This is a genomic window from Pedobacter sp. MC2016-14, from assembly GCF_020991475.1.
Classification (GTDB): Bacteria; Bacteroidota; Bacteroidia; order Sphingobacteriales; family Sphingobacteriaceae; genus Pedobacter.
In genome coordinates this window covers 2,754,799-2,779,212 of record NZ_JAJMPA010000001.1, presented here as the reverse complement: position 1 = coordinate 2,779,212, position 24,414 = coordinate 2,754,799, and the positions used below count along the sequence as shown (strand labels likewise).

At 39.4% G+C, this 24,414-nt stretch carries 24 protein-coding genes and 2 tRNA genes; 10 read left to right on the top strand and 16 right to left on the bottom strand.

Translation table 11 applies throughout. The features are described 5' to 3' along the window. Window position 1: 1 nt before the first annotated feature. Window positions 2-322 (bottom strand): hypothetical protein, encoded by a 321-nt coding sequence (locus LPB86_RS11485; protein WP_230643901.1) that lies wholly within the window; start codon window positions 320-322, stop codon window positions 2-4. Continuing rightward, a complete protein-coding gene (locus LPB86_RS11480; RefSeq protein WP_230643900.1) occupies window positions 322-972 on the bottom strand; it encodes an ABC transporter ATP-binding protein in 651 nt (216 codons plus the stop codon). The genes LPB86_RS11485 and LPB86_RS11480 overlap by 1 nt, the downstream gene beginning before the upstream one ends. 252 nt (window positions 973-1,224) lie before the next feature. Between LPB86_RS11480 and LPB86_RS11475 the strand changes: the two genes are divergently transcribed. The 4 genes from LPB86_RS11475 (at window position 1,225) to LPB86_RS11460 (ending at window position 6,734) form a co-directional block, all read left to right on the top strand. Further along, on the top strand, window positions 1,225-2,853 hold the full coding sequence (locus LPB86_RS11475) for a DUF4173 domain-containing protein (RefSeq protein ID WP_230643898.1): 1,629 nt from the start codon (window positions 1,225-1,227) through the stop codon (window positions 2,851-2,853). A gap of 85 nt (window positions 2,854-2,938) precedes the next feature. After that, window positions 2,939-4,129: an ADP-forming succinate--CoA ligase subunit beta gene (gene sucC, locus LPB86_RS11470; protein ID WP_230643895.1), complete on the top strand. Its 1,191-nt coding sequence runs from the start codon at window positions 2,939-2,941 to the stop codon at window positions 4,127-4,129. A gap of 482 nt (window positions 4,130-4,611) precedes the next feature. Further along, window positions 4,612-6,060 (top strand): asparagine--tRNA ligase, encoded by a 1,449-nt coding sequence (gene asnS, locus LPB86_RS11465; protein ID WP_230643894.1) that lies wholly within the window; start codon window positions 4,612-4,614, stop codon window positions 6,058-6,060. A 53-nt stretch (window positions 6,061-6,113) separates the two neighbouring features. Beyond that, a complete protein-coding gene (locus LPB86_RS11460) occupies window positions 6,114-6,734 on the top strand; it encodes an L-threonylcarbamoyladenylate synthase (protein WP_230643892.1) in 621 nt (206 codons plus the stop codon). Window positions 6,735-6,761: 27 nt separating this feature from the next. Here the strand turns inward: LPB86_RS11460 and trpA are convergent, their stop codons facing one another. From trpA to recR, 7 genes are all read right to left on the bottom strand, one after another. Continuing rightward, window positions 6,762-7,529: a tryptophan synthase subunit alpha gene (gene trpA, locus LPB86_RS11455; protein WP_230643889.1), complete on the bottom strand. Its 768-nt coding sequence runs from the start codon at window positions 7,527-7,529 to the stop codon at window positions 6,762-6,764. A gap of 1 nt (window position 7,530) precedes the next feature. Further along, window positions 7,531-8,712 carry a tryptophan synthase subunit beta gene (gene trpB / locus LPB86_RS11450; RefSeq protein ID WP_230643887.1) on the bottom strand — a complete coding sequence of 394 codons (1,182 nt, stop codon included), beginning with the start codon at window positions 8,710-8,712 and terminating at the stop codon, window positions 7,531-7,533. Continuing rightward, window positions 8,709-9,329 (bottom strand): phosphoribosylanthranilate isomerase, encoded by a 621-nt coding sequence (locus tag LPB86_RS11445; RefSeq protein WP_230643885.1) that lies wholly within the window; start codon window positions 9,327-9,329, stop codon window positions 8,709-8,711. The genes trpB and LPB86_RS11445 overlap by 4 nt, the downstream gene beginning before the upstream one ends. Then, on the bottom strand, window positions 9,326-10,312 hold the full coding sequence (trpD, locus tag LPB86_RS11440) for an anthranilate phosphoribosyltransferase (protein WP_230643881.1): 987 nt from the start codon (window positions 10,310-10,312) through the stop codon (window positions 9,326-9,328). Before trpD ends, LPB86_RS11445 begins: the two co-directional genes overlap by 4 nt. 267 nt (window positions 10,313-10,579) lie before the next feature. Then, window positions 10,580-11,422: an alpha/beta hydrolase gene (locus LPB86_RS11435; protein ID WP_230643879.1), complete on the bottom strand. Its 843-nt coding sequence runs from the start codon at window positions 11,420-11,422 to the stop codon at window positions 10,580-10,582. Window positions 11,423-11,432: 10 nt separating this feature from the next. Next, a complete protein-coding gene (locus LPB86_RS11430; RefSeq protein WP_230643877.1) occupies window positions 11,433-12,245 on the bottom strand; it encodes an SDR family oxidoreductase in 813 nt (270 codons plus the stop codon). 6 nt (window positions 12,246-12,251) lie between these two features. Then, a complete protein-coding gene (recR, locus tag LPB86_RS11425) occupies window positions 12,252-12,869 on the bottom strand; it encodes a recombination mediator RecR (RefSeq protein ID WP_230643875.1) in 618 nt (205 codons plus the stop codon). 170 nt (window positions 12,870-13,039) lie between these two features. On the opposite strand from recR, the gene LPB86_RS11420 reads away from it, so the two are divergent. Then, window positions 13,040-14,548 carry a sodium:solute symporter gene (locus tag LPB86_RS11420; RefSeq protein WP_230643873.1) on the top strand — a complete coding sequence of 503 codons (1,509 nt, stop codon included), beginning with the start codon at window positions 13,040-13,042 and terminating at the stop codon, window positions 14,546-14,548. A gap of 10 nt (window positions 14,549-14,558) precedes the next feature. After that, the gene (locus LPB86_RS11415; RefSeq protein ID WP_230643871.1) at window positions 14,559-15,266 is read left to right on the top strand and encodes a TIGR00730 family Rossman fold protein; all 708 of its coding nucleotides are present in this window, start codon (window positions 14,559-14,561) and stop codon (window positions 15,264-15,266) included. 365 nt (window positions 15,267-15,631) lie between these two features. On the opposite strand, the gene LPB86_RS11410 is transcribed toward LPB86_RS11415, so the two are convergent. From LPB86_RS11410 to LPB86_RS11395, 4 genes are all read right to left on the bottom strand, one after another. Continuing rightward, window positions 15,632-16,225 (bottom strand): DUF502 domain-containing protein, encoded by a 594-nt coding sequence (locus LPB86_RS11410; protein ID WP_230643866.1) that lies wholly within the window; start codon window positions 16,223-16,225, stop codon window positions 15,632-15,634. A gap of 9 nt (window positions 16,226-16,234) precedes the next feature. Beyond that, a complete protein-coding gene (locus LPB86_RS11405; RefSeq protein WP_230643864.1) occupies window positions 16,235-18,694 on the bottom strand; it encodes a bifunctional UDP-N-acetylmuramoyl-tripeptide:D-alanyl-D-alanine ligase/alanine racemase in 2,460 nt (819 codons plus the stop codon). Between the two features lie 546 nt (window positions 18,695-19,240). Further along, window positions 19,241-19,645, bottom strand: coding sequence for a hypothetical protein (locus LPB86_RS11400; RefSeq protein ID WP_230643861.1), 405 nt, complete (start codon window positions 19,643-19,645; stop codon window positions 19,241-19,243). A gap of 24 nt (window positions 19,646-19,669) precedes the next feature. Further along, window positions 19,670-21,106, bottom strand: coding sequence for an AcvB/VirJ family lysyl-phosphatidylglycerol hydrolase (locus LPB86_RS11395; RefSeq protein ID WP_230643860.1), 1,437 nt, complete (start codon window positions 21,104-21,106; stop codon window positions 19,670-19,672). Between the two features lie 68 nt (window positions 21,107-21,174). Between LPB86_RS11395 and LPB86_RS11390 the strand changes: the two genes are divergently transcribed. From LPB86_RS11390 to LPB86_RS11380, 3 genes are all read left to right on the top strand, one after another. Then, complete coding sequence (locus LPB86_RS11390; protein ID WP_370632808.1) at window positions 21,175-21,669, top strand: regulatory protein RecX; 495 nt, start codon at window positions 21,175-21,177, stop codon at window positions 21,667-21,669. A gap of 128 nt (window positions 21,670-21,797) precedes the next feature. Next, a tRNA-Gly gene (locus tag LPB86_RS11385) sits at window positions 21,798-21,870 on the top strand. 69 nt (window positions 21,871-21,939) lie between these two features. Next, window positions 21,940-22,024 (top strand) — tRNA-Leu (locus tag LPB86_RS11380). Window positions 22,025-22,102: 78 nt separating this feature from the next. Here the strand turns inward: LPB86_RS11380 and LPB86_RS11375 are convergent. After that, on the bottom strand, window positions 22,103-22,420 hold the full coding sequence (locus tag LPB86_RS11375) for a nuclear transport factor 2 family protein (protein ID WP_230643854.1): 318 nt from the start codon (window positions 22,418-22,420) through the stop codon (window positions 22,103-22,105). A gap of 19 nt (window positions 22,421-22,439) precedes the next feature. Further along, complete coding sequence (locus tag LPB86_RS11370; protein ID WP_230643852.1) at window positions 22,440-23,231, bottom strand: SDR family oxidoreductase; 792 nt, start codon at window positions 23,229-23,231, stop codon at window positions 22,440-22,442. Between the two features lie 127 nt (window positions 23,232-23,358). Here LPB86_RS11370 and LPB86_RS11365 point away from each other — a divergent pair, with 127 nt between their 5' ends. After that, window positions 23,359-23,778, top strand: coding sequence for a helix-turn-helix domain-containing protein (locus tag LPB86_RS11365; protein WP_230643851.1), 420 nt, complete (start codon window positions 23,359-23,361; stop codon window positions 23,776-23,778). On the opposite strand, the gene LPB86_RS11360 is transcribed toward LPB86_RS11365, so the two are convergent. Continuing rightward, window positions 23,726-24,370 (bottom strand): pyridoxamine 5'-phosphate oxidase family protein, encoded by a 645-nt coding sequence (locus tag LPB86_RS11360; protein WP_230643850.1) that lies wholly within the window; start codon window positions 24,368-24,370, stop codon window positions 23,726-23,728. The genes LPB86_RS11365 and LPB86_RS11360 overlap by 53 nt on opposite strands. Between the last annotated feature and the right edge of the window lie 44 nt (window positions 24,371-24,414).

Below are 24,414 nucleotides of genomic sequence, written 5' to 3'. Positions count from 1 at the left end.
TCTAAGATTTAATGAGCTGATGCTCTTTTGGCTGTAATACCGCAATATTAAATTCTTCGAAAAGGACAGTCGATTTATTCAATTCGTTGAGTTCAAAATGCTGTAATGGTAAAATTGCATCTACCCCTTCGTTAAGGCAATGATTCAATAAATTATGTGCAATAACATCGTCGTTTCGCTCACCAAGTGAAATAAAATTATAGTTTACCGTTGGAAAAGAAGGCATCTCGCCATAATCTGCAAGCACAACTACATCATTTTCAAATGTTTTAACCAGCTTCAAGGCCTGGATAGATTTACCTCCGGTTATTAATATCTTCATTATATAATTGTTCCGTCTTTCATCGTAACCACCCTATCGCTAATGTTAGCCAGGCTTTCGTTGTGGGTTACAATGATAAAAGTTTGTTTAAAGTTGTCGCGCAGTTTAATAAAAAATTCGTGCAGTGCCTGTGCATTGGCAGAGTCCAGGTTACCCGAAGGTTCATCTGCCAATATAATAGCAGGATTATTAACCAATGCCCGCGCAATTGCAATTCGTTGTTGCTCTCCACCAGATAACTGTGCCGGCTTATGTTGTGCCCGGTCTGATAAACCCAACAGCTCCAACAATTCGAAAGCCTTACGTTCTGCCTGTTTTTTACTTGTTTTAGCAATAAATGCAGGAATACAAATATTTTCTAAAGCTGTAAATTCTGGTAAAAGATGATGAAATTGAAATACAAAGCCTATATTCTGATTTCTAAAAACGCTAAGCAACTCTCCTGATAAACTACTCACTTTAACGCCATTAAGCTCCACAGTGCCCTCGTCTGGCTTATCAAGTGTGCCCAAAATGTGAAGCAGTGTACTCTTACCTGCGCCGGATGCGCCTATAATACTCACAATTTCTCCTTTGGCAACTTCAAAATCTACACCTTTTAAAATCGGCAGACTGCCATATGACTTTTTTATACCTATAGCTTTTAGCATGAGTACAAAGCTAATAAAAAAGTAAGTGCTTATCTGTATTTAACTTAGTAGCAATAGCTGGATCTGCAAAAAGAATAATTAAAATAATTTGGATGTTACCAGGCAATCAGTAACTTTGAAGTGCAAAGTACTTTAATTAATACAAACCCTAACCTTTAAAAACAGACACGCAATTCGGCATAACACACCAAATCCAACTTACAGCATCAATTACTTTGAAATCCAAAGCACTTTATTAACACAAAATAGATCATGAAAACAAAAGCAGATTTACCACTTTTAGCCACATTAGCTGGCGGTATACTTTTTAATTACTTATTCTGGGCGGAAAAGCAGGCACTCAACCTGCTTATTTATTCTTTGTTTGTCCTGGTATTGCTGTTCTGGGATAAAGAAATCCTAAAAAGCAAAAAATTAATCGTCATCTCCGCCTCTCATTTACTGGCAGCCATGTTAGTGGTCATCAATCATTCTGCTTTATCTGTTATTACCTGGTACATTAGTTTCATAGTATGTATTGGCTTTGCACATTTTCAACAGCTTAGAAGTGTATATACGGCAATTTTAGCAGCCAGCTTACAATTCCTCACCGCACCTATAAGCCTGATTAAGAGAATAGCTAACGCAAAATTGGGTAACATATCTTTAAAGCCTGAATTCAAATTGTTTAAATACGTTCTCATTCCCCTTATCGTGATCTTGATATTTTGTGCGTTGTATAGTACTGCCAATAAAGTCTTTGCTAAATATTTGGAAATATTCAGTAACAGTATCCTGTCCTATTTAAATAGCCTCATCATTTTCTTTTTTGCTGATCTAAATTTACCCAGGATCTTGCACCTTTTTCTCGGTATCACATTTACTGCCGCAGTGGTCTTCAAATTCAGTAGTAATATTGAAAAAAATGAACTGGAGCAGCATGAACAGATGTTACGGAGGAGAAAAAAACGCGATAGTCTTTCTGTAGGCCAGGAGTTCATCGCAATTTTTGCAGGCAATTTATACCAGAGAAAGATGGCGCTAAAAACAGAAAATATCATCGGCATACTCTCCTTCTCTGCCCTAAACCTGCTTTTATTATTCTTAAATAGCATAGACATCAGCACATTATGGCTAGCCAAGGCAGACAGCTTAACCTCAACCAACTATTCGGCCGAGCTGCATGAAGGAACAAATGCATTAATATTCAGCATCCTTATGGCCATGATGGTTATCCTTTACTTTTTTAGCGGCAACCTAAACTTCTATAGTAAAAACAAAACTATCCGTTTATTAAGCTACATCTGGATTATCCAAAATGGGTTTCTGGTACTTTCAGTTTTGCACCGCGATTATAATTACATCAGCATGTATGGATTAACCTACAAACGAATCGGTGTACTTGTTTTTTTACTGCTCTGCAGCATAGGCCTTGCTACAGTTTATCTTAAAGTAGCAAGACAAAAGACTTTCTTTTATCTCTGCAAAGTTAACGGGGCCATTTGGTATATATTACTGCTGGTTTTGGGATTGGTGAATTGGGATGTGTTTATCGTAAACTACAATATCCGCAATGAATCTTCTATCCGGCTGGATCTTGATCATTTAACAGACATGTCAGATAAGACCTTACCCCTACTTATCAAAAACAAAGAAATGCTCAAATCTTATCTTCCTTTAAAACGCTACCGCTATTTAAGTAACATTGTTGTAGATACCAGTACAACTGTACTTTCTAAACAACAAGCGCAAGATTTGGAACAACAAGGACAAATTACAGCCTTTGAAGATGAATTAAGCGCACGCAGGGAAAGCTTTGAACATAATTACGCACAAACTTCATGGCTTTCCTGGAATTATCCAGATTGGCAAACACATCAGTTTTTTCAAAAAAAAGAATAAATAGATCACATAAATTACCACAAACACTAAAATTGAATTTTTAAAACCAATCTGAAATAGTAGATTTGAGCAAATTTTTTAGCAAATGAATATCCACGAATATCAAGGTAAAGAAATACTTAAAAGTTTTGGTGTTGCCGTACAAGAAGGCATTGTTGCCGAAACTGTTGAACAAGCTGTAGAAGCTGCAAAGAAAATGAAAGTTGATTACAACTCTGACTGGGTGGTAATTAAAGCGCAAGTACATGCAGGCGGAAGAGGTAAAGGCGGAGGCGTTAAGCTTGCCAAAAACCTTGACGAAGTAAAACAAAGGGCTACCGATATTTTAGGAATGCAATTGGTAACTCCACAAACCAGTGCTGAAGGTAAAAAAGTACATAAAGTACTTGTTGCTCAGGATGTTTATTATCCAGGCGCCTCAGAAACAAAAGAGTTTTATGTGAGTGTACTTTTAAACCGTGCAAACGGCCGTAACATCATCATGTATTCTACAGAAGGTGGAATGGATATTGAAGAAGTTGCAGAACATACCCCGCACTTAATCTTCAAAGAAGAAATTGACCCTAAAGTAGGTTTACAAGGATTTCAGGCACGTAAAATTGCGTTTAACCTTGGTGTAAGCGGTGCTGCTTTTAAAGAAATGGTAAAATTTATTACTGCGCTTTATAAAGCTTATGACGCTACAGATTCTTCTATGTTTGAGATCAACCCGGTATTAAAAACTTCTGATGACAAAATCATTGCGGTAGATGCTAAAGTTGATTTGGATGAAAACGCATTGTTCCGTCATCCTGATTATGCAGCAATGCGTGATAAACTGGAAGAAGACCCAACAGATGTTGAAGCAAGTGAATCAAACCTTAACTATGTAAAACTAGACGGAAACGTAGGTTGTATGGTTAACGGTGCTGGTTTAGCTATGGCTACTATGGACATCATTAAAATTGCCGGTGGCGAGCCTGCAAACTTCTTAGACGTTGGTGGAACTGCAAATGCACAAACTGTAAAAGCTGGTTTTAACATCATCCTTAAAGACCCTAACGTAAAAGCTATCCTGATTAACATCTTTGGTGGTATTGTACGTTGTGACCGCGTTGCGCAGGGTGTAATTGATGCCTATAACGAAATTGGTGATATCCCTGTGCCAATTATCTGCCGTTTACAAGGCACAAACGCTGTAGAAGCTAAAAAACTAATTGATGATTCAGGACTTAAAGTATATTCTGCAATTGCATTGAAAGATGCTGCTGACTTAGTTACTAAAGTTTTAGCGTAAGAAATACTTAATTATAAAGCAGAGCTGGTTGTTCATTCAACCGGCTTTTTTTATGCCCTTAACCTAAAAAATCAGTAATACAAGAAAAGCCTCCTGCAATGAGTACAGGAGGCTTTCAAAAACCAAATATAAATTAAACGAGCAATACAAATATGAGAACTTTTATCAAATAATCCAACTAATTACATCAATTATTTATGCAATCGTTCTCAAAACACCAAAAATCCCTCAAAATAGACAAACAAAATCACCAAAAAATATTACAAAAACCACTTTATAGAAAAAAATACAAAAATTAGAGGCTAAAAAATCTACCTTAATCGTTTTTCAACAGAAAAATCAAGAAAAACCTCTAAAAAATAGCTTTAAAAAATACAGTCCAATAAAAAACCAAACAAATACCTTCCTGCCACTTAAAAACAATAAAACCGCAAAATAATTGCCGGAAATCCCTATTTTTGAAGCGCTCCACCATAAGTACCATGATTAAAAGAGAAAAAATAAAAAGCTTGTTGGAAACAACAACCTTCGATAGAGAAGTTACTGTAATGGGTTGGGTGCGTACTTTTCGCAACAACCAATTTATCGCACTAAATGATGGTTCCTGCATGGGAAACATCCAGATTGTAGTAGATTTTGCCAATACCTCAGAAGAATTGTTAAAACGCATTACCACTGGCGCTGCTATTGCCGTAACAGGGACTATAGTAGAATCTTTGGGTAAAGGACAGCGGGTTGATGTTAAAGCAACTACAATTGAAATATTAGGTGATAGTGATCCTGAAAAATTCCCTTTGCAGCCAAAAAAACATAGCCTTGAGTTTTTAAGAGAGATTGCACACCTGCGCTTCCGTACCAATACTTTCAATGCAGTATTTAAAGTCCGTCATGCCCTGGCTTTTGCCATCCACAAGTTCTATAACGAAAGAGGCTTTGTTTATATGCATACTCCGGTAATTACTGCATCGGATGCAGAGGGTGCCGGAGAAATGTTTAAAGTAACTACATTAGATTTCGACAATACCCCTCGCACCGAAGATGGTAAAGTTGATTTTTCAGAAGATTTCTTCGCACGCGCTACAAACCTTACTGTATCCGGTCAGCTGGAAGGTGAACTTGCAGCAATGGCTTTTGGACAAATCTATACCTTCGGTCCTACTTTCAGGGCAGAAAACTCCAACACTACCCGTCACCTTGCAGAGTTTTGGATGATTGAGCCAGAAGTTGCTTTTGCCGACCTGGAAGACAATATGCAGTTAGCCGAGGACATGATGAAATTTGTGATCAGCTACGCTTTAGAAAACTGTAAAGAAGAAATTGATTTTCTAAACAACCGCTTGCTGGAAGAAGAAAAGTCCAAACCTCAAAATGAGCGCAGCGAACTTACCCTTATTGATAAGTTAAACTTCTGCCTTGACAATGACTTTGAAAGATTAACCTATACAGAGGCCATCAGGATTTTAAAATCTTCTAAACCCAACCAGAAAAAACAATTTAAATATTTAATTGACGAGTGGGGAGCCGATTTGCAGTCAGAACATGAACGCTTCCTGGTTGAAAAACACTTTAAAAAACCAGTAATCCTAACAGATTATCCTGCAGATATTAAATCTTTCTACATGCGCCAGAATGAGCCGGATGAGCAAGGCAGACAAACTGTTGCGGCAATGGACATCCTTTTCCCTGGTATAGGAGAAATGATTGGAGGCTCACAGCGTGAAGAACGTCTTGATCTTTTAACTAAACGGATGGAAGACATGAACATTCCGCAAGAAGAGCTTTGGTGGTATCTTGATACCAGAAGATTTGGCTCTGCTCCTCATGCAGGTTTTGGCCTGGGTTTTGAGCGTCTCGTTTTATTTGTAACCGGAATGACCAATATCAGAGATGTTATTGCCTTTCCAAGGTTCCCGAAAAACGCAGAGTTTTAATAAAATACGGTTGGTTAGTTACAAGCTAACCAACCAAATAAATACCCCTTCCTATGTTAGTTAAAATCTATCCCGAAAATCCCAATCCCAAAGCTATTGAGCAAGTGGTAGAGGTACTTAAAAAAGGGGGATTGATTATCTACCCTACAGATACCATTTATGGACTTGGCTGTGACATCACCAACCAAAAAGCCATAGAGAAAATTTGCCGCATCAGAGGTATCAAACCAGAGAAAGCAAATTTCTCTTTCATTTGTTCTGACTTAAGCCATATTTCAGATTACGTAAAGCCAATTGATACCACCGTTTTCAGGTTGTTAAAGAAAGCGCTCCCTGGCCCTTTCACTTTTATTTTCAATGCCAGCGGAAACGTACCTAAACTACTGAGCTCCAATAAAAAAACAGTCGGTATTCGTGTACCAGACAATGCTATAGCGCGTGAAATTGTAAAGGTTTTAGGAAATCCAATCCTCTCTACCTCTATTAAGGACGATGATGAATTACTCGAGTATTCTACAGATCCGGAATTGATCCATGAAAAATACGAAGACCTTGTAGATTTGGTTATTGATGGTGGTTATGGCGATAATGAGGCTTCTACAGTAGTAGATTGTACCTCGGGCGATTTTGAAATCATCAGACAAGGTAAAGGGATTTTGGCCGACTACCTTTAGCATCGGCCTAATCTCCTAATAGAAATACTATTTAAAGTCTTTCATAAATTCAGCTATATCTTCTGCGGTTGCAGCCTTAGCAAGGGCTTTCACAAAGGCAGTTCCAATAATAGCACCGTTGGCATATTTACAAGCCTTATCAAAAGTAGCCTTATTGCTGATCCCAAAGCCAATCATTGTAGGATTGTTAAGCTCCATGGCTTTAATCCTCGCAAAATAGCTTTCCGTGGCATCAGATACATTCAGGTCTTTACCTGTTGTTGCAGAAGAAGACAACAAATAAATGAAACCATTACTGATACTATCTATCTTATGGATCCGCTCCAGTGATGTCTGTGGGGTTACCAAAAATATATTACTCAAACCATTTTCCAGAAAGGTATCTTTATAAAACTCTTCATATTCTACCATGGGCAAATCAGGAACAATGCATCCGTCTACCCCAACAGCAGCACAAGCTTTACAAAAATTTTCTACGCCATACTGCAAAACAGGATTTACATACCCCATCAACAAGACCGGAATGGTTACTTTTTTACGCAAATCCTTTAATTGCTCAAAAAGCAGGTTTAAATCCATACCATGGTCAAGCGCAAGTTTACTGCTGGCCTGTATCACCGGCCCGTCTGCAACCGGATCCGAATAAGGGAAGCCAATTTCAAGCATATCTGCTCCGGCAGCCTCCAATGCCTCCGCAATCCGCACCGTATCTCCCAGATTAGGAAAACCGGCTGTATAATAAATAGAAAGGATATTGTGCTTTCTTTTCTCAAATAACTGATTGATTCTATTCATCTTAAAGATTAAAATATTTCATATACGTATCCATATCCTTATCTCCCCTTCCAGATAAGCAAACCACCACATTTTCGCCTCCTGCAAAAACCATTTTTTCCAGGTAAGCCAATGCATGCGCACTCTCAATTGCAGGGATGATGCCTTCCTTCTGGGTAAGCAGCAAGCCCGCATCCAGTGATTCTTCATCGGTAATAGAAACATACTTTGCACGTGTGGTTTTAAACAAATGTGCATGTTGGGGGCCAATTCCAGGATAATCCAATCCCGCAGAAACAGAATGTGGCTCTACCACTTGTCCGTCTGCTGTTTGCATTAAAATACTTCTGCTGCCATGTAGCACGCCCTCTTTTCCTAAAAATGTAGTTGCAGCAGAAAAACCACTACTCACACCTTTGCCCGCTGCTTCTACCGCTATTAACTTTACATTTTCATCATCAATAAAATGATAAAACATGCCCATCGCATTACTTCCACCACCAACACAAGCCAAAACGTAATCCGGTTGTTCAGAACCCGTTTGTTCCAGTAATTGCCTTTTGGTTTCCTCAGAAATGATGGATTGAAAAATAGCCACCATATCAGGATAAGGATGCGGACCAACTACAGATCCAATAATATAATGCGTATCAACCGGATTATTTATCCAGTCGCGCATCGCCTCATTGGTGGCATCTTTTAAAGTCTTGCTCCCAGAAACTGCCGAAACAACCTTTGCGCCAAGCATTTTCATCCTGGCTACATTTGGTGCCTGGCGCTGAATATCCACTTCGCCCATATAAATCACACATTCCAGTCCGCGTAGCGCACATACTGTAGCTGTAGCTACCCCATGTTGTCCCGCACCAGTTTCAGCAATAATCCTTTTTTTACCCAGTTTTTCTGCCAATAAAATCTGTCCAATCGTATTGTTGATTTTATGAGCCCCCGTGTGGTTCAAATCTTCTCTTTTCAAAAAGATATTTGCATTGTACTTTTCAGACAAACGTTTAGCCAAATACAGTGGCGATGGCCTTCCAACATAATCCTTTAGTAAAGCATGAAATTCCTTTTGAAAATCTGCATCATTAATGATTTGAAGATAATTCTGCCTCAATTCTTCTACATTGGGATACAACATCTCAGGGATATATGCTCCCCCAAAATCGCCATAATATCCCTTTTCATTTACAAAATAACTCATAATTGTATTTTAAATTCACCCAATTTATCTATGTCCTTTAGTCCCGGCTCAAGTTCAAACCTGCTGTTCACATCTACAGCGTACAAACGCTCATCATTTACCCTAAATAATTCCTGCGCATTGTCTAATCCAATACCGCCACTTAAAAAGAAAGGCTTTAACAGCTGATATTTTTCCAATAAACGCCAATTAAAAGCCTTTCCAGATCCGCCATGTTCAGCTGTTTGCGTGTCAAACAAAAAGTAGTCAGTTACATCATAATAATCATCAAGCTGGTCAAAATCAAAAGATTCATCAATTCCAAAAGCCTTAATCACCTCTACCCCGCTCTCTTTCAAGGCGGCGCAGTAGGCCACACTTTCCTTGCCATGCAACTGTACCGCTTTTAGCCCATACGCAACTATCTTTTCTTTCAGTACTTCCAACTGTTCATCCACAAAAACGCCAGTAGCTTTAATGGCTTCCGGAATATGCTTTATGAAGTCAGGATTCAGGTCTGCCACAAACCTTTTAGATCCGGGGAAGAAAATAAATCCCATATAATCCGGTTCAAGGGCAACCACATCCGCAATATTTTCGGGAACTTTCATTCCGCATATTTTTAACTTAACACTCATGAAATCAGCTTTTTAAAACTACCCAAAGCCTTTTTATTCATCAAGGACTCCTCTGCATCGTAAAAACAATCTGCAAAAGAGCGCGTATCGTCTATAGTTTGCATGGCCAGTGCCGCATTACAAAGCACCACATTATGTTGCGCATCGGTACCCTCCCCATTCAATACATCCATAAAAATCTTTGCCGAAGACGCTACGGTATCACCTCCTGTAATTTGGTTTTCAGCCAGTAAATCAAAGCCCAGATCAGCCACCTTAATCAGCGCCTCACCTCTTTTGCTAAAAGTCTTAACATCGCAAGTCAATGAAAGTTCATCAAAACCATCCACAGCATGCAATATGGTATAATTTTTATCTGTATCCTGATATAAGTAGGCATACAAACGTGCCAGTTCCAAACTAAATACACCCACAATCTGGTTTTTAGGCTGTGCAGGATTGCACATAGGCCCAAGCATATTAAAGAAAGTTTTAACCCCAAGTTCCTTTCTAATTGGTGCTACAGTTTTCATGGCCGGGTTAAATAATGGCGCATGGATAAAACAAATCCCGGCCTGTTCAACACTCCTTTTTAAAACCTCCGGGTCACCAGAAAACTTATAGCCAAGGTATTCCATCACGTTAGAAGAACCACAGCCAGACGAAACCCCATAATTACCATGTTTAGCTACCTTATGTCCGGTTCCGGCAACTACAAAAGAAGCCAGAGTAGAAATATTGAAAGTATCTTTACCATCTCCACCCGTACCACATAAATCTACCAATTCAAAATCAGAAAGATCAACCTTAATACAAAGGTCAAGCATGGCATCCCTAAAACCCTGCAGCTCCTGCACCGTAATGTTCCGCATTGCAAAGGCCGTAATAAAGGCTGCAATTTGCGAGGTATTGTATTCTCCCAGGGCAATAGCCGTTAAGATTTTTTGTGCTTCGGCCCGGCTAAAGCTCTTGTTTTCAAATAAGTGGTTTAATATTTTCTTCATGGTTATAAAACAAAAAGGGTTGCTTCTCAGCAACCCTCAACATATCTTTTATATAAAAAATAAACGTACAAAAAAGGGTTACACTACGCTGCTGCGTTGTGCCACCACCAATTGTTAAGTCCGTTTGTTAGTATCATTAAAGCAAATATGGAATAGTTTTGGCAAAGCAGCAAATCTTTTTAAAAAAAATGAGAAAATACTGTAAGTTGACATGCTGGTCTTTACCTTTATTCAGGGCTAAGATACGAGGAGACGAAAAGTGTTTTCTTATTTTTTCTTACCCGTACCCCTAATAAATTCTAAAATATAGGTATACAGTGGGTTCCTCCCAAAAATCATTTGTGTAATCATACCCACATGCTTTTTATTCTTAATCACATGCAATTCAGCTTTAATGTGCTGGGCAAGCAGCGTATCATACATTCGTCTCGATTGCAATTGTATAGCAGGGTACGTTTTTGAACCATAAAAAATTAAGTGAGGATTGCGAATCTGATCAGCGTAGTGCAAAGGAGATCCCATTTCCCAAACTGCCGGATCTGCAGAAAAAGTATGCAGAAAATTGTAGTAATTGCCATCTTTCTCCGCTTTACTAAGGTACTCCAGCATATCTAAACCAAATGGGTCGTTTAAAATCAAACCTTTCACAGGATTTGTATTTATTCCCGAACCTAAAAAATATTGAGGATCAGCATTGATCAATTCAGCCAAATGAGCGCCTGCAGAGTGCCCCATTAAAAAAATCTTGTCAGGATTGCCACCATAGGTTGGGATATTTCTTACAACCCAACCAACCGCGTCTGCGCAATCCTGTGCCATTTCCCGATACTGCACCTCAGGTGCAAGGCGGTAATTTATGGTCACAGCAACCATGCCCTTTCTAGCCAGGTTTCTTGCCAGCCACCAATAAATATCCTTTTTACCAGTGCTCCATGAACCTCCATGGATAAAAACAACAACCTCTTTGGCTGCCATACCTTTTTTATAGTAGACATTTAATTGTCTGCGAAGATCGTTCTTAACGGTATAATTAATGTCCTTTTTAACCTTTACCCCAGCAAAAGAAGTAGAAATCTGGATCATAAAAATAAGCAGCAGTATATTTTTCAAACAGGTTATTTTAAATTAAAGGATTCTTCTCTTTTTTGTAATGGTTAAAAACCAGCTTATCCGCCAGCGAAGGCAGCAATTTATTTAGCCATACTGTAAGCTTCCCTTGCCCTGTCATCACCAGTGTACGTTTACGGGCCCCAATGCCTTCAGCAATATTCTTAGCAACTTCCTCTGAAGTCATCATTTTACCCTCTTCCATATTCGTATCCCCATGTGATGATCCATCTTTAGCCAAGGCTGTAAACCTAATATTTGAAGCTGTAAAACCCGGACAAGCTACCATAACATGTACGCCTTTTTCCCGCAATTCTAACCTAAGTGACTCCATAAATCCATTCATTGCAAATTTAGAAGCAGAGTATCCACTTCTTCCCGGCAAACCCCGGTAACCTGCAATGGAAGATACACCAACAATGGTACCTTTTGTTTTTACCAGTTCAGGCAAAGCATATTTTGTGCAGTACACAGTACCCCAAAAGTTTACATCCATCAGGTTCTTCAAGACCGAGAGGTCCAGATCAGCAAATAAAGCACGCATAGACAAACCTGCGTTATTAATGAGGATGTCAATTTTGCCAAAAGTCAGCATACCCTGCTTAACCAGCATTTTACAATCTTCCTCATTACTCACATCAGCCTGTACCGCTACGGCCTTTACGCCAAACCGCTCCCCCAATTCAGAGGTAATCTCGCATAGCGTTACATATTGCCTTGCTGCAAGCACCAGGTTTGCCCCTCTTTTGGCAAATTCTTCAGCACAAGCTTTTCCAATACCAGAAGATGCACCTGTAATGATGACTACCTTATCCTTAAAATCCATGATAAATTATTTTATAATTGAGTTTTCATAAGGAACCCTGGTTACAATGGAGCGTCCCAGTGTAATTTCATCCGCATATTCCAGTTCACCCCCAAAGGCAATCCCTTTTGCTATAGTGGTGATGGAAATTTGAAATTCCTTTAATTTTTTATACAGGTAAAATAATGTGGTATCCCCTTCCATGGTTGCACTCAGCGCTAAAATCACTTCCTTTACAGGTGTAGTGGCTACCCTTTGCACCAAAGAATCAATAAATAAATCTGATGGTCCAATGCCGTCCATTGGCGAGATCAGTCCCCCTAGCACATGATAAACACCAAAATATTGCGAAGTATTCTCCACCGCCATTACATCCCGTGTATCCTCTACCACACAAATTACCTCCTTATCTCGTTTTACAGACATACAAATTTCACAGATATGATTATCCGAGATATTGTGGCAAATGTTACAGTGTTTAATTTCCTGCTTCAGCTTTATAATGCTGTTCCCAAACAAATCTACTTCTTCTTGCTCCCTGTTCAATAAATGTAATACCAGTCTCAATGCTGTCTTTTGCCCCACCCCAGGTAGTTTAGCAAACTCAGCTACGGCACTCTCAAGCAGTTTAGAAGAAAAATTCATTCAGCAAATTTAGCTAAAAATTGGATGTAATCAATTTACCTTTTCAGCCTTATTCTGGCCACTAATATTCCAGAAAAAGAACAGGGTTTCATTTATTTTTCAGCTTAAGTATCCTGTTATCCATTTTTAAAAGATGAATTTCTTACATTTAAGACCTAAAAAATATACAAATGAGTCCAGCTATACTGCTATCCTTCCTTATTGGCTATTTTCTACTGCTAATTGTCATTGCCTTTGCCACCTCTAAAAAGTCGTCAGATAATTCTACCTTTTTTATTGCCAACAGAAATTCAAAATGGTACCTGGTCGCTTTTGGGATGATTGGTACTGCGCTGTCTGGCGTTACTTTTATTTCCGTTCCCGGAGAGGTCGGTTCGCCAGCCGGAAACCAGTTCCAGTATTTTCAATTTGTACTCGGAAACGCAATAGGCTTCATCATCATTGCCACGGTATTACTGCCGCTCTATTACCGCATGAGGTTAACATCCATCTACAGCTATATAGAACAGCGCTTAGGCTATTACAGTTACAAAACTGCCGCAAGCATCTTTTTAATCAGCCGCACCATAGGTTCAGCCTTTCGTTTATACCTGGTAGTTATTGTATTGCAACGTTTTATATTCGATAGCTATGGCATCCCATTTTGGGTTACCGTACTCATTTCATTAGGGTTAATCTGGTCTTATACCTTTAAAGGCGGATTAAAAACCATCATCATTACCGATACGTTACAAACATTTTTCCTTGTTCTTTCCGTATTCCTGACCCTATATTTTATATGCGATAGCCTTAATTTAAATCTTCCACAATCTTTTGAAACCATTAAAAACAGTGGTTATGCAAAAATCTTCTTCTATGAAGATTTCCTCACCAACCCCTTCCACTTCAGCAAAGCATTAATAGGCGGTATTTTTGTAACTATTGCAATGACCGGGCTTGACCAGGATTTGATGCAAAAAAACCTAAGCATGGGTACCATTAAAGAAGCCCAAAAAAACATGTTTACCTTTACAGGCGTATTTGTGGTGCTAAATATTTTCTTTTTAAGTGTTGGCGCATTGTTGTACATCTATGCAAGTAAAAATGGTATTGCCATCCCATTAGACCATGTTACCGGTAAACCACGCACAGACTTCCTGTTTCCAGAAATTGCCTTAAACCATTTGGCCGTCATTCCTGCCATTGTATTTATGCTGGGCTTAACCGCAGCTACTTTTGCCACAACAGATTCTGCTTTAACCGCCCTAACCACTTCATTCTGTGTAGATTTCTTACAAATGAACAAAGGTGACAACCAAAATTCTAAAGCAGCTGTAAACAAACGTCATGTGGTGCACGTTGGGTTTTCCATCCTGATGTTTTTAGTAATTATCCTTTTCAATGCTGTAAATGATGAATCTGTTGTAAAAGGCATTTTTAAGGTCGCTTCTTATACTTACGGACCACTTTTAGGATTGTACAGTTTTGGCTTATTTGTAAAAAACAGAGGACTTCATGATAAATTGGTACCTTTTATGTGTATCATATCCCCGGCAATCTGCTATTTGCTGGATAAAAACTCCGAAACATTACTCGGAGGATATAAATTCAGTGTAGAATTGATTTTAGTGAATGGACTAATTACTTTTATCGGATTACTGATGATCAGCAAAAAAACAGATCAACAAACAAGATTTTAACACCAAAGGAATGACGAGCGACGAGAAAATAAGAAGTGCATTTGAAAATAAAAACTGGCAGGAAATTAAAGTAACTGATTCCTGGCAGATCTTTAAAATCATGGCAGAATTTGTAGATGGCTTTGAAAAGCTTGCCAAAATAGGCCCATGTGTATCCATCTTTGGTTCTGCAAGAACTGCAGAGACCAATCCCTATTATGAAATTGCGGTAGAATGTGGCCGTTTACTTACAGAACGTGGATACGGAGTGATCACAGGCGGTGGTCCCGGTATCATGGAGGCTGGAAATAAGGGTGCCCACATGAATGGTGGTAAATCTGTAGGTTTAAACATAGACCTCCCTTTTGAGCAGTTTCACAACAAATACATTGATCACAATAAACTGCTTGAATTTGATTATTTCTTTATCCGCAAGGTGATGTTCATGAAGTACTCCCAGGGATTCATTGTTCTTCCCGGGGGTATGGGCACTATGGATGAGCTTTTTGAAGCAATTACCCTGATCCAGACTGGGAAAATTGCACGCTTCCCTATTGTACTTGTTGGCACTTCTTACTGGAGTGGCCTGGTAGACTGGATTACCAATACGATGTTGCAAAAAGAGCACAACATACATGCAGAAGATTTAAACTTATTTAGACTGGTAGATACTGCAGAAGAAGCCGCTGAACACATCTTCAGGTTCTACGACAAATACGTGCTTAAACCAAACTTCTAGGTCGTATTTAAAAATTGAATGCTGTCGCCTCCTCAAAATATAAGCCCATGAAAAAGGGCAATATTTTGTATGTCGTCTCATAGCATTCAATTTTTTAAATTACTGCAAAAACCTACAAAAAAAGGTGCCAACAAACGGATTCTCCCCAAATCCCGGCGTATTGTAAAGAATAAAAAACTTGTGCTAATAACGGTCCAAACCAGACACTCCCTAATCTGGACGGTTAAACTCATTTTGGATCTAGAAAGGTATCTTATTTCAGAAAAATTATAAATATGGTGAGACGACATGCAAAACATCGCCCCATTCCGGGCCTATGTTTTGATGAGGCGAACCATGTTTATAATTTTTTCCTACAAAAAACGCTAACCAAAATGGCTTACACCGCCAGAAACCACTAACTTCATGGCATCCGCTGCAGTCATATCAAGCGGCTTAATTTTCTCGTTTTTTACCACATACACTTGTCCGGCAAAAGAATAAGAAAAAGGAAAATAAACGATAGACTCCCCCGGCAAGCCAATAGCAGTTAAATCTCCCTGAGTTAAAAAACCTATTCGCTTCAAATCACCCTCAACCTCTACCAGTACCGGATGACTAAATTTCTTTTCATCACCCACAAAAGCCTCCGTAAGATCTTTAATGGAAGTATATATAAACTTTAAGATTGGCAATTTATCCATTGCCTTATGGAACCAGTTGTACATAGGCTCCGTAACAAAATTAGTTACGAAAATACCCGCCAGCATAATAATAGCCAAAACCAAAAACAACCCCAATCCAGGAATATTCTTACTTTCCCCTGTAATTGCATCAGCACCAAGGATGTTGTTCACATTCACCCAGCTGTCCACCGTAGTAACCGCCCAAATTACAATAAAGATACTTAGTCCAATAGGCAATACAATGATTAGGCCCTTGATGAAATAATTTAACAAAGCCCTTCCAATTCTGTTCATAACACAAAATTACTCATAAAAATACACTCGCTTTACCCTTTGAGAAATATTTGTCAATATTTCATAAGGAATGGTGTCAATTTGCGAAGCCAGCATGGCAATGGTAAGCACATCATTAAAAACCACCACTTCATCGCCGGTTTTCACTTCCATACCCGTAACATCCAGCATGCACATATCCATTGCAATAGAACCCACCGTAGCTGCCGGCTTACCGTTCACCAACATTTTGCCTATTCCATTTCCAAAACTCCTGCGGTAGCCATCTGCGTAACCTATTTTTACAGTCGCAATTTGCCCGCCCTGCGGCAACAAACCCCGGCGACCATAGCCAATGGTTTCCTGCGCAGAAACCTGTTTTACCTGGGTAACGGTAGTTTTTAAAACAGCAACAGTATGCAAACCCCTGTTCCCTTTCAAACCAGCATCAAAACCATACAAACCAATCCCAATCCTAACCATATCAAACTGTGCATCCGGATGGCGGGTAATGGCCGAAGTATTAGAAATATGCCTCATAAAGGCATAACCAAGTCCCAGACTTATCTTATTGCTTATTTCAATAAAGCGGTTAATTTGAATTTTAGTAAATTCATCATGCCGTTCATCCTCACTGGCAGCAAAATGCGAAAAGGCAGAAATCACCTTTAGCTGTCTCGATGCAGTAAGCACAGAAAGTAACTCCGGAAGATCAGGCTCCTCAAACCCCAGTCGGTGCATGCCGGTGTCAATCTTTAAATGCACTGGATAACCGATTGTTGAAGCTGGCAAGAAGCCTGCAAAAGCAGTTAAAATTTCCGGGTTATACAATTCAGGCTCCAGTTTATACTTTACAATAGCCTCAAATGCAAAAGGCTCAGGGCTCATCACCATTATAGGCATGGTAATCCCTGCTTTTCTCAGGGCAATCCCTTCATCCGCATAAGCTACCGCCAAATAATCAACTTTATGATATTGCAGCAGGTTGGCAATTTCAAAACTCCCGCTACCATAAGAAAATGCCTTCACCATGGCCATTACTTTAACCCCCGGTTTTAACCGTGCTTTATAAAAATGAAGGTTCCCAGCCAGTGCATTCAGGTCAATCTCCATTACCGTATCGTGTATCTTTTGCGTTAGCAGTTTACTGATACGTGAAAATTCAAACCTTCTGGCACCCTTTACCAGGATAGTTTCATTACTAAAGTGCTGAGTAGGAAAATCATTTATAAAATCCGGCGTATCCTGATAAAAGGAGGTTTCCATTTCAAAAAGCGAAGCACAGGCACTAATCTCAGGGCCAATACCTATCAGTCTGCCAATGTTTTTTTGCTTTAACAAAGCAGCAATTTCCCCATATAAAACCTGCCTGCTTTTTCCGGTTTCGTACAAATCAGATAAGATAACCGTTTTTTGCAGGTGCTGGTTCTGCTGATTTAAAAAATCCAAAGCGATTGCAAGCGAGGAGATATCTGCACTATAAGAATCATCTATTACAGAACACTGATTGATGCCGGTTTTTAACTCCAGGCGCATACTTACCAATGCAAGGGTTTCCAGGCGAAGGTCTGCTTCTTCGGGAGTGTAGCCCAGTGCCAGTAAAGTGGCCCAGCAAATTACACCATTTTCTACTGAAGCGCGGTCGCTGAAGGGAATAAGGCACTCTATTTCCTTCCCTCTAAAATTTGCCCTGATGTAACTTTTATGTTCAATAGGTTCTATAAAGAGCACCTGCAGATCGGCCGGATGCTGCATACTCCATGAAAACCTTGTTTTACCCGGCAAATCATTTTCAACAATCCCCAAAGTATATTCAGGAGCATAAATAAACAAGTCTGAATGCAAAAAGAGTTTTAATTTCTCTTGTAGTTTTTCTAAAGAAGAAGAGAAACCCTCTGCATGAGCTTCACCAATATTAGTCAAAATCCCTATTGTAGGCTGGATGATCCCTTCAAGTGCCTCCATCTCGCTTACGGTAGAAATACCCGCTTCAAAAATACCAAGTGTATGCTCAGGTTCAATTTGCCAAACCGATAAAGGGACCCCAATTTGAGAATTGAAACTTTTAGGACTCCTGATGATATTAAAATCAACTGCTAAAAGCTGGTATAACCATTCTTTTACCACGGTTTTACCATTACTACCAGTAATGCCTATTACAGGCAGACTGTGCCTGCTTCTTTTGAAAGCAGCAAGTTGCTGTAAGCTTTTTAAAACATCATCTACCAATAAAAAATTAGCATCAGGATAGATTTTAAAATAATCTGGTTCACTAATCACAAAATTTCTTATTCCATTTGCATAAGCATCTGCCAAAAAACCGTGTCCGTTTCTTTGTGCCATTAAAGCAAAAAACAAAGAACCTTCAGGATCTGCTACGCGTCTGCTATCTATAACCAGGCTGGTAATTTCCGAAGGCTGTTGTGCTGTAAAATCCTTAGCCTTTATAATTTCTGCTATAAGCTGTATGGAATAGTTGGTGCTGCTCATCACAGCAAATTTAGGAAATTAAAACAACTGAACTGATTTTGATGGAATGATAAGCACCAAAATAAAAAAAGCGAGTACAAACCTAAGTCCGTACCCGCAATCTAAATTAACGCTCTCACTACAAAAGTAGAAAATACTTTTTAACTACCAAATATAATTTACAAAATAAGTAGAGCATTAAGGAGTTTTAATTTATGGAAAGCGGCATTCCTTGATGCGACAAACCGAGACATCCACCTGAGAAAGCACATCTGCAACAAGAAATATTAAAAAAGATGGAAACCGAAAAATTATACGCTTAAAAACAACTTGTATAATTGAAATGAAAATAAGATATTCACGTGTATTCTACTAATATAGGATAAGACACAGGACTGACCCAAGCCATGTCCCATCCTTACTCGAAATGACTCCACCATGTCTCCACGATGAGTCCACCATGAGTCCACCTTTTTACTAGAAAAAACCTGGACTCATACTGCTCTCATATTTCCTGCACCACGGATTTACTCCGAGTCTGTCTAAGTCCTGTCTTGGAACAGTGGCCTATTTGTCTATGTCATCATCTGGCAGGTAATCAGATAAGCCAGTCATAAATTCTTCGATTTTATCATGAGGGACAGTGTAAGCTTTTAAGCTGATGGAACCGTCTGGCCTGGGTAGCATCTCAATGTTCACAATAAAATGATCATATGCATCATAACTGCATTTTTTGCGTTTCAACAGCTCTAATTCTGGTAGCGCCCGCTCAGCACCTAAAGCATTTTTAAAGGCAATTGCCTTTTTCAGTTCTGCCGCCATAGAAAAAGAATATTTATCTGCGATGTAAAAATTCCAAACCATCACACCAATTTTGCACTTCTCAAAAAAGGTTTCTTCAGTTTCTTCCACAGAGATAAACGGAGCTATAAAATTTTGTAATAATGCAGAATACGGAAGCTCTTGTCTCATATCTAAAATCTAATTAACAATTCATCATTGACTAATGTGTGCAATCAAAACATCAGCTACAGCAGAAAAGTTATTATTAAAATGATGACTTCCGGGGATCAGGATAGTTTTAATGCCCTGGTTTTCGAACTCCTTTCTTACTTTTGCTTCTTCCTCGGTTCCGAAAAAACAAACCAGATTAAGGTTCTTGATCTTTTTAGTCTCTGCCAGAACATTATAAGTGTCGTCATTGCTATTTAAGCTCAGCATGTCTGCAATATGGATTTCAAAATCAGCGGTCACATCTGGTGAAAGCGAAAGCAGGCCTGTAAGCTTTTCTTTTAAGTTTTTATTAAGCCGGCTCGCAATAAAGGGTAGCACTGATGCCCCAAAAGAATAACCTGCCAGTACAAATTTACCCTTCTCAAAGTGTTCCAGATAATAACTCAAAGCGTTACTCACGTCTGCCGTGGTACTTTCAGGAGTTTTTTCTTTCCAAAAGTATTTTTGTGCGTCCATGCCCGCTACCGAATAACCCTTTTTAGCTAAGGCTTCTGCCAGCGACTGGTCAAAACTTGTCCATCCCCCATCTCCTGAAATCATGAAAATCATTGGCAAATTATTTTTAACCGGTGCCGGTACCGCTACCGTTGCAAAATCCTGAGGCAATATTGCCGGATGCTGTTTTGGGCTAAGCTGAATACTTGGCTTTATCACTTTTGCTTCTGTAAATAACGGCGTGGCAAGTATTTTTTTATAAGCAGCATTCAATTGCGTAAGCCAACCGTCTGAAATTTTAAATCCATGCCCAACCTTAGGTAAAGTTATAAGCTCCGCCCTTGGTAGATCTTTTAAAAATACAGCTGTGGCTTCAAAAGGACACGTACTGTCTTTAACGCCATTAATTACCATAAATGGCGCTGTGAGCGTCTGCGTTCTTTCCAGGTAAAAAGACTTTCCTGGTTCTAATACATGTTGTGTAATGCCATTCCCTTTACATAAGGGCTTCTTCAATTCGATATCAGGACAAAATCCAATGGCGATAGCTCCTCTGAAGGTATTTGCAGGTGCCTGCGCCAGTATACCGTAAGCTAAAGTTGCTCCATAAGAATAGCCCATTAGCACTGGTTTGGTATAAGTTTCCATCTTATACTTTTTTTGGATCATTAAACTCAACTGCTCAAAGTCCGCAGCAGGGTAATAACATTCTGAATTGAGTTTGGCTAAAGAGTGGTTATAACGCCTTGCATCAATCCCTAAAACCAGAGCCCCCTGTCTACAAATATCTTTGGCCATATTTATAACCCCATGCTCCCATCCCCCATCACCTGAAACAAATAAGGCAACTGATGTTGGCGTGCCCTTAGGATGGTAAACAATAATTTTACCGAACCTGCCATAATTGATGGAGTCCTTCGTGATGGAAAAGGAATTTAAGGAAAAAAAAAGTAAACCTAAAAAAAGGACCAGACTTCGCTTCATGAGCTTAAATTTTCTATGAACAAAGATAGCGTAAAAGAGGTAGCTGTTGCTGAGTATTTCGTACTATTGTGTTATTGGAAACACCAGAAAAAAAGAAAGTCATTTTAGACAAGAGACAAGCGCATGCAAAGGCAGAGTCTTATTGTGCTTATCAGGAACGTGCACAACAGGAAGTAAGAGATAAACTCTACGATTGGGGTTTGCACCACAACGAAGTGGAGCAAGTAATTTCTGAACTCATTGTGAGTAATTTTTTAAATGAAGAGCGGTTTGCCCAGGCCTATGTGTCTGGAAAGTTTAACATCAAACGATGGGGAAAGGTTAAAATTAAACAAGGGCTAAAGTTTAAAAAGGTGCCTGAAAAAATGATCACAAAGGCATTAAATGCGATTGACTACGATGATTATCTGCAGGCTATTTTAACCACAGCAGAAAAAAAAGCTCCTTTTATCACAGAAAAAGATCCCTATAAAAAGAAAAATAAGCTGGTAACCTACCTCATCGGGAAAGGTTTTGAAAGTAATCTCATTTATGAAATATTGAAGTCCAACGACTTACCATAATACCGATTTTTATTATTAAAAATAACTTGACAGTAATATAAAAGTATTTATATTTGCAATCCCAAACGGAAACAAGGTTACTAACCTTGCTACAAATGGAAAAACATCGGATGATGTTAACAACAAATGCGAAAGTAGCTCAGTTGGTAGAGCACGACCTTGCCAAGGTCGGGGTCGCGAGTTCGAATCTCGTCTTTCGCTCTAAATACATTCCTACCAGGATGTATTTAATACAGAATTTATCAAAGCGGTTTACCGCAGATAAAATCTGCTCGGATGGTGGAACTGGTAGACACGCAGGACTTAAAATCCTGTGACCTTAAAAGTCGTGCGGGTTCGATTCCCGCTCCGAGTACTTAAAAACAGCGAAAAGCCGATCAAATCCTGATCGGCTTTTTGTTTGGTAGGGTATTGGCGAAATAGCCGTTCGCACTTATCCTGTAATGCTCAATGATTGTATTAATTCATCATCTATTTCTAAATGATAACTCAATACAATAGGGCTTCCCTCAAAATTTCCTGAAACTTCTACTTTTAAAATGCTTTCTTGTTCTTCAAAACTTACAGGCTTCATTGAAGCTTTGTATCGTTTATTGGCGTCTGCGATCCAATGTTCTATTTCTTTTCGTCCTTTGTGCGTTTTACCTTCATCAAAAACTACGGCTGTTTCGGAAAAGCAATTTGCGTAAGCAATCCTATCAAAGTTGTTTTGTGTTTTTACTAAATCTGATATTACTTTCGGTAGGTTCATTTTTTTCAATTTGAGATTATTAAATAGTGGGTACAGTACCACCGTCAATTACAAAATTTGTTCCTGTGAGGTAGTTTGCTCTTGGCGATACCAAAAAGCCAACCAGTTCAGCGACTTCTTCCGGCTCGGCAGGCCTGCCATAAGGAATTCCGCCAAGCGCATCCATCACACTCTTTTGTGCCTCCTCAACAGAAATATTTGACCCCAGGGCGATCCTCTCCAAAAAAGCTTCTGTTGCGGTGGTTTTTATCCATCCAGGAGAGACAGTTAGGACGCGAATACCTTTTGGCGTAACTTCATTTGAAAGACTTTTACTATAATTGATCAATCCTGCTTTTGCAGCTGCATATGGCAAAGTAGAATTATATAGGGGTAGTTTACCTTGAATAGAGGCTATGTGTATGATAACACCGCTTTTTTGATCGATCATCTTTGGTAAAAATCCTCTGTCCAGTCTAACTGGAGCAAGTAAATTAGCTTGCAGAGTCGATTCCCAATCTGTGTCGGTTAATGCATTAAAACCACCAGCTGGTGTTTGAGAAGAACCCAGATTGTTCACAAGGATATCTAGCTTTCCATAAGTGGACAACACTTCGTTAACTACTTTTTGTGCACCTTCCGCCCTGCTTAAATCGGCAGGAATGAAATGCAGCTGATTGTTTTCTTTTTCCGGTGCGTTTCTTGCGGTAATAATAACCCTTGCTCCGGCTTGTAAAAGCCTTTCTGAAATTGCTTTTCCGGCTCCTTTTGTACCTCCTGTTACCAAGGCAATCTTGCCCGACAACTCATTGTTGAAATTAAATTGTTCCATTTTTAAGATTATTTACAGGGCAAAATTGGTGTGTAAAAACAGTTTGTACAAGTACGGAATTACGATTCATATAGGGATAAATTTATCCCCTATTGCGCAATTTGGAACATAGATGTAACTTTATAAAATGTACGAAAGAAAGATTCAGCCGAACCTAAATTGTGGACTTGACCTGATAGGTGAAGTACTTTATGGAAAGTGGAAGATCCGCCTGCTGTGGTTTATCAATGAGGGTCATAAGCGCCCAAGCGGATTGCAACGCAAAATTCCAGACGCTTCACGCAGGGTTTTGAATATTCAGTTGAATGAATTGGAAAAACATGAACTGGTTACAAAAAAAATTTATCCCGTTGTGCCGCCAAAGGTAGAATACAGCCTTACCGAATTTGGTAAGACTTTAATCCCCGTGATTGCCGCATTAGGACAATGGGGAGATGAACATCAGGAACGTCTGCGTGACATGATTTTGAAACAAATTACACCACCCTTCTTCACTAAATTGACCTCAGCGGATTTAAATGATCCGGAATTGGAATTAGCTGACTGACTTCATCCGCTACTGGCGGAAGTCTTAAGGTTTGCAGCGGGATAATACCCGACCATATCGGTAACGGTTTATCCTCCGCATCATCATTAGGCATTCCTTCCCTAATTTTCGCCGAAGCCTCTGCGAGGTTAAAGGCCAAAACCGCTGTCCTGCGTATCTCACTCACCGTCACCGGCCGAAGATAATTCCAGCTGCCGGGCACTACCTTGTCAATCAGCCACTCAAAGGAATCAAGCTTTTCCTGCTCAGCCTCTATCTTCTCAGCCTTGGCAAATATCACTACGGAACGGTAATTCACAGAATGGCTCAATGCGGATTTGGCAACAACAAGGGAATCTGCCAGCATTACCGTAATGCAAACTGGTATCCCTTTAACCAATTCCCTTATAAAATGACTCCCTACTGAACCATGGATATAAATCTTATCTCCGTACCGCACAAATGAGGTGGGAATAGCATAGGGCTGATTATCCATAGCATAACTTATGGTGCAGAAGAGCGCTTCATCCAATATCGGATAGATATTTTCAGCATCAAAATTTGCCCGTTTAGCCGCCCGGCTCGGGATGAGGTGATTGCTTGTTTTTTTCATTTTATTTTCTTTTCAACAAAGTTGTATCTTTATTGGACGCCTTT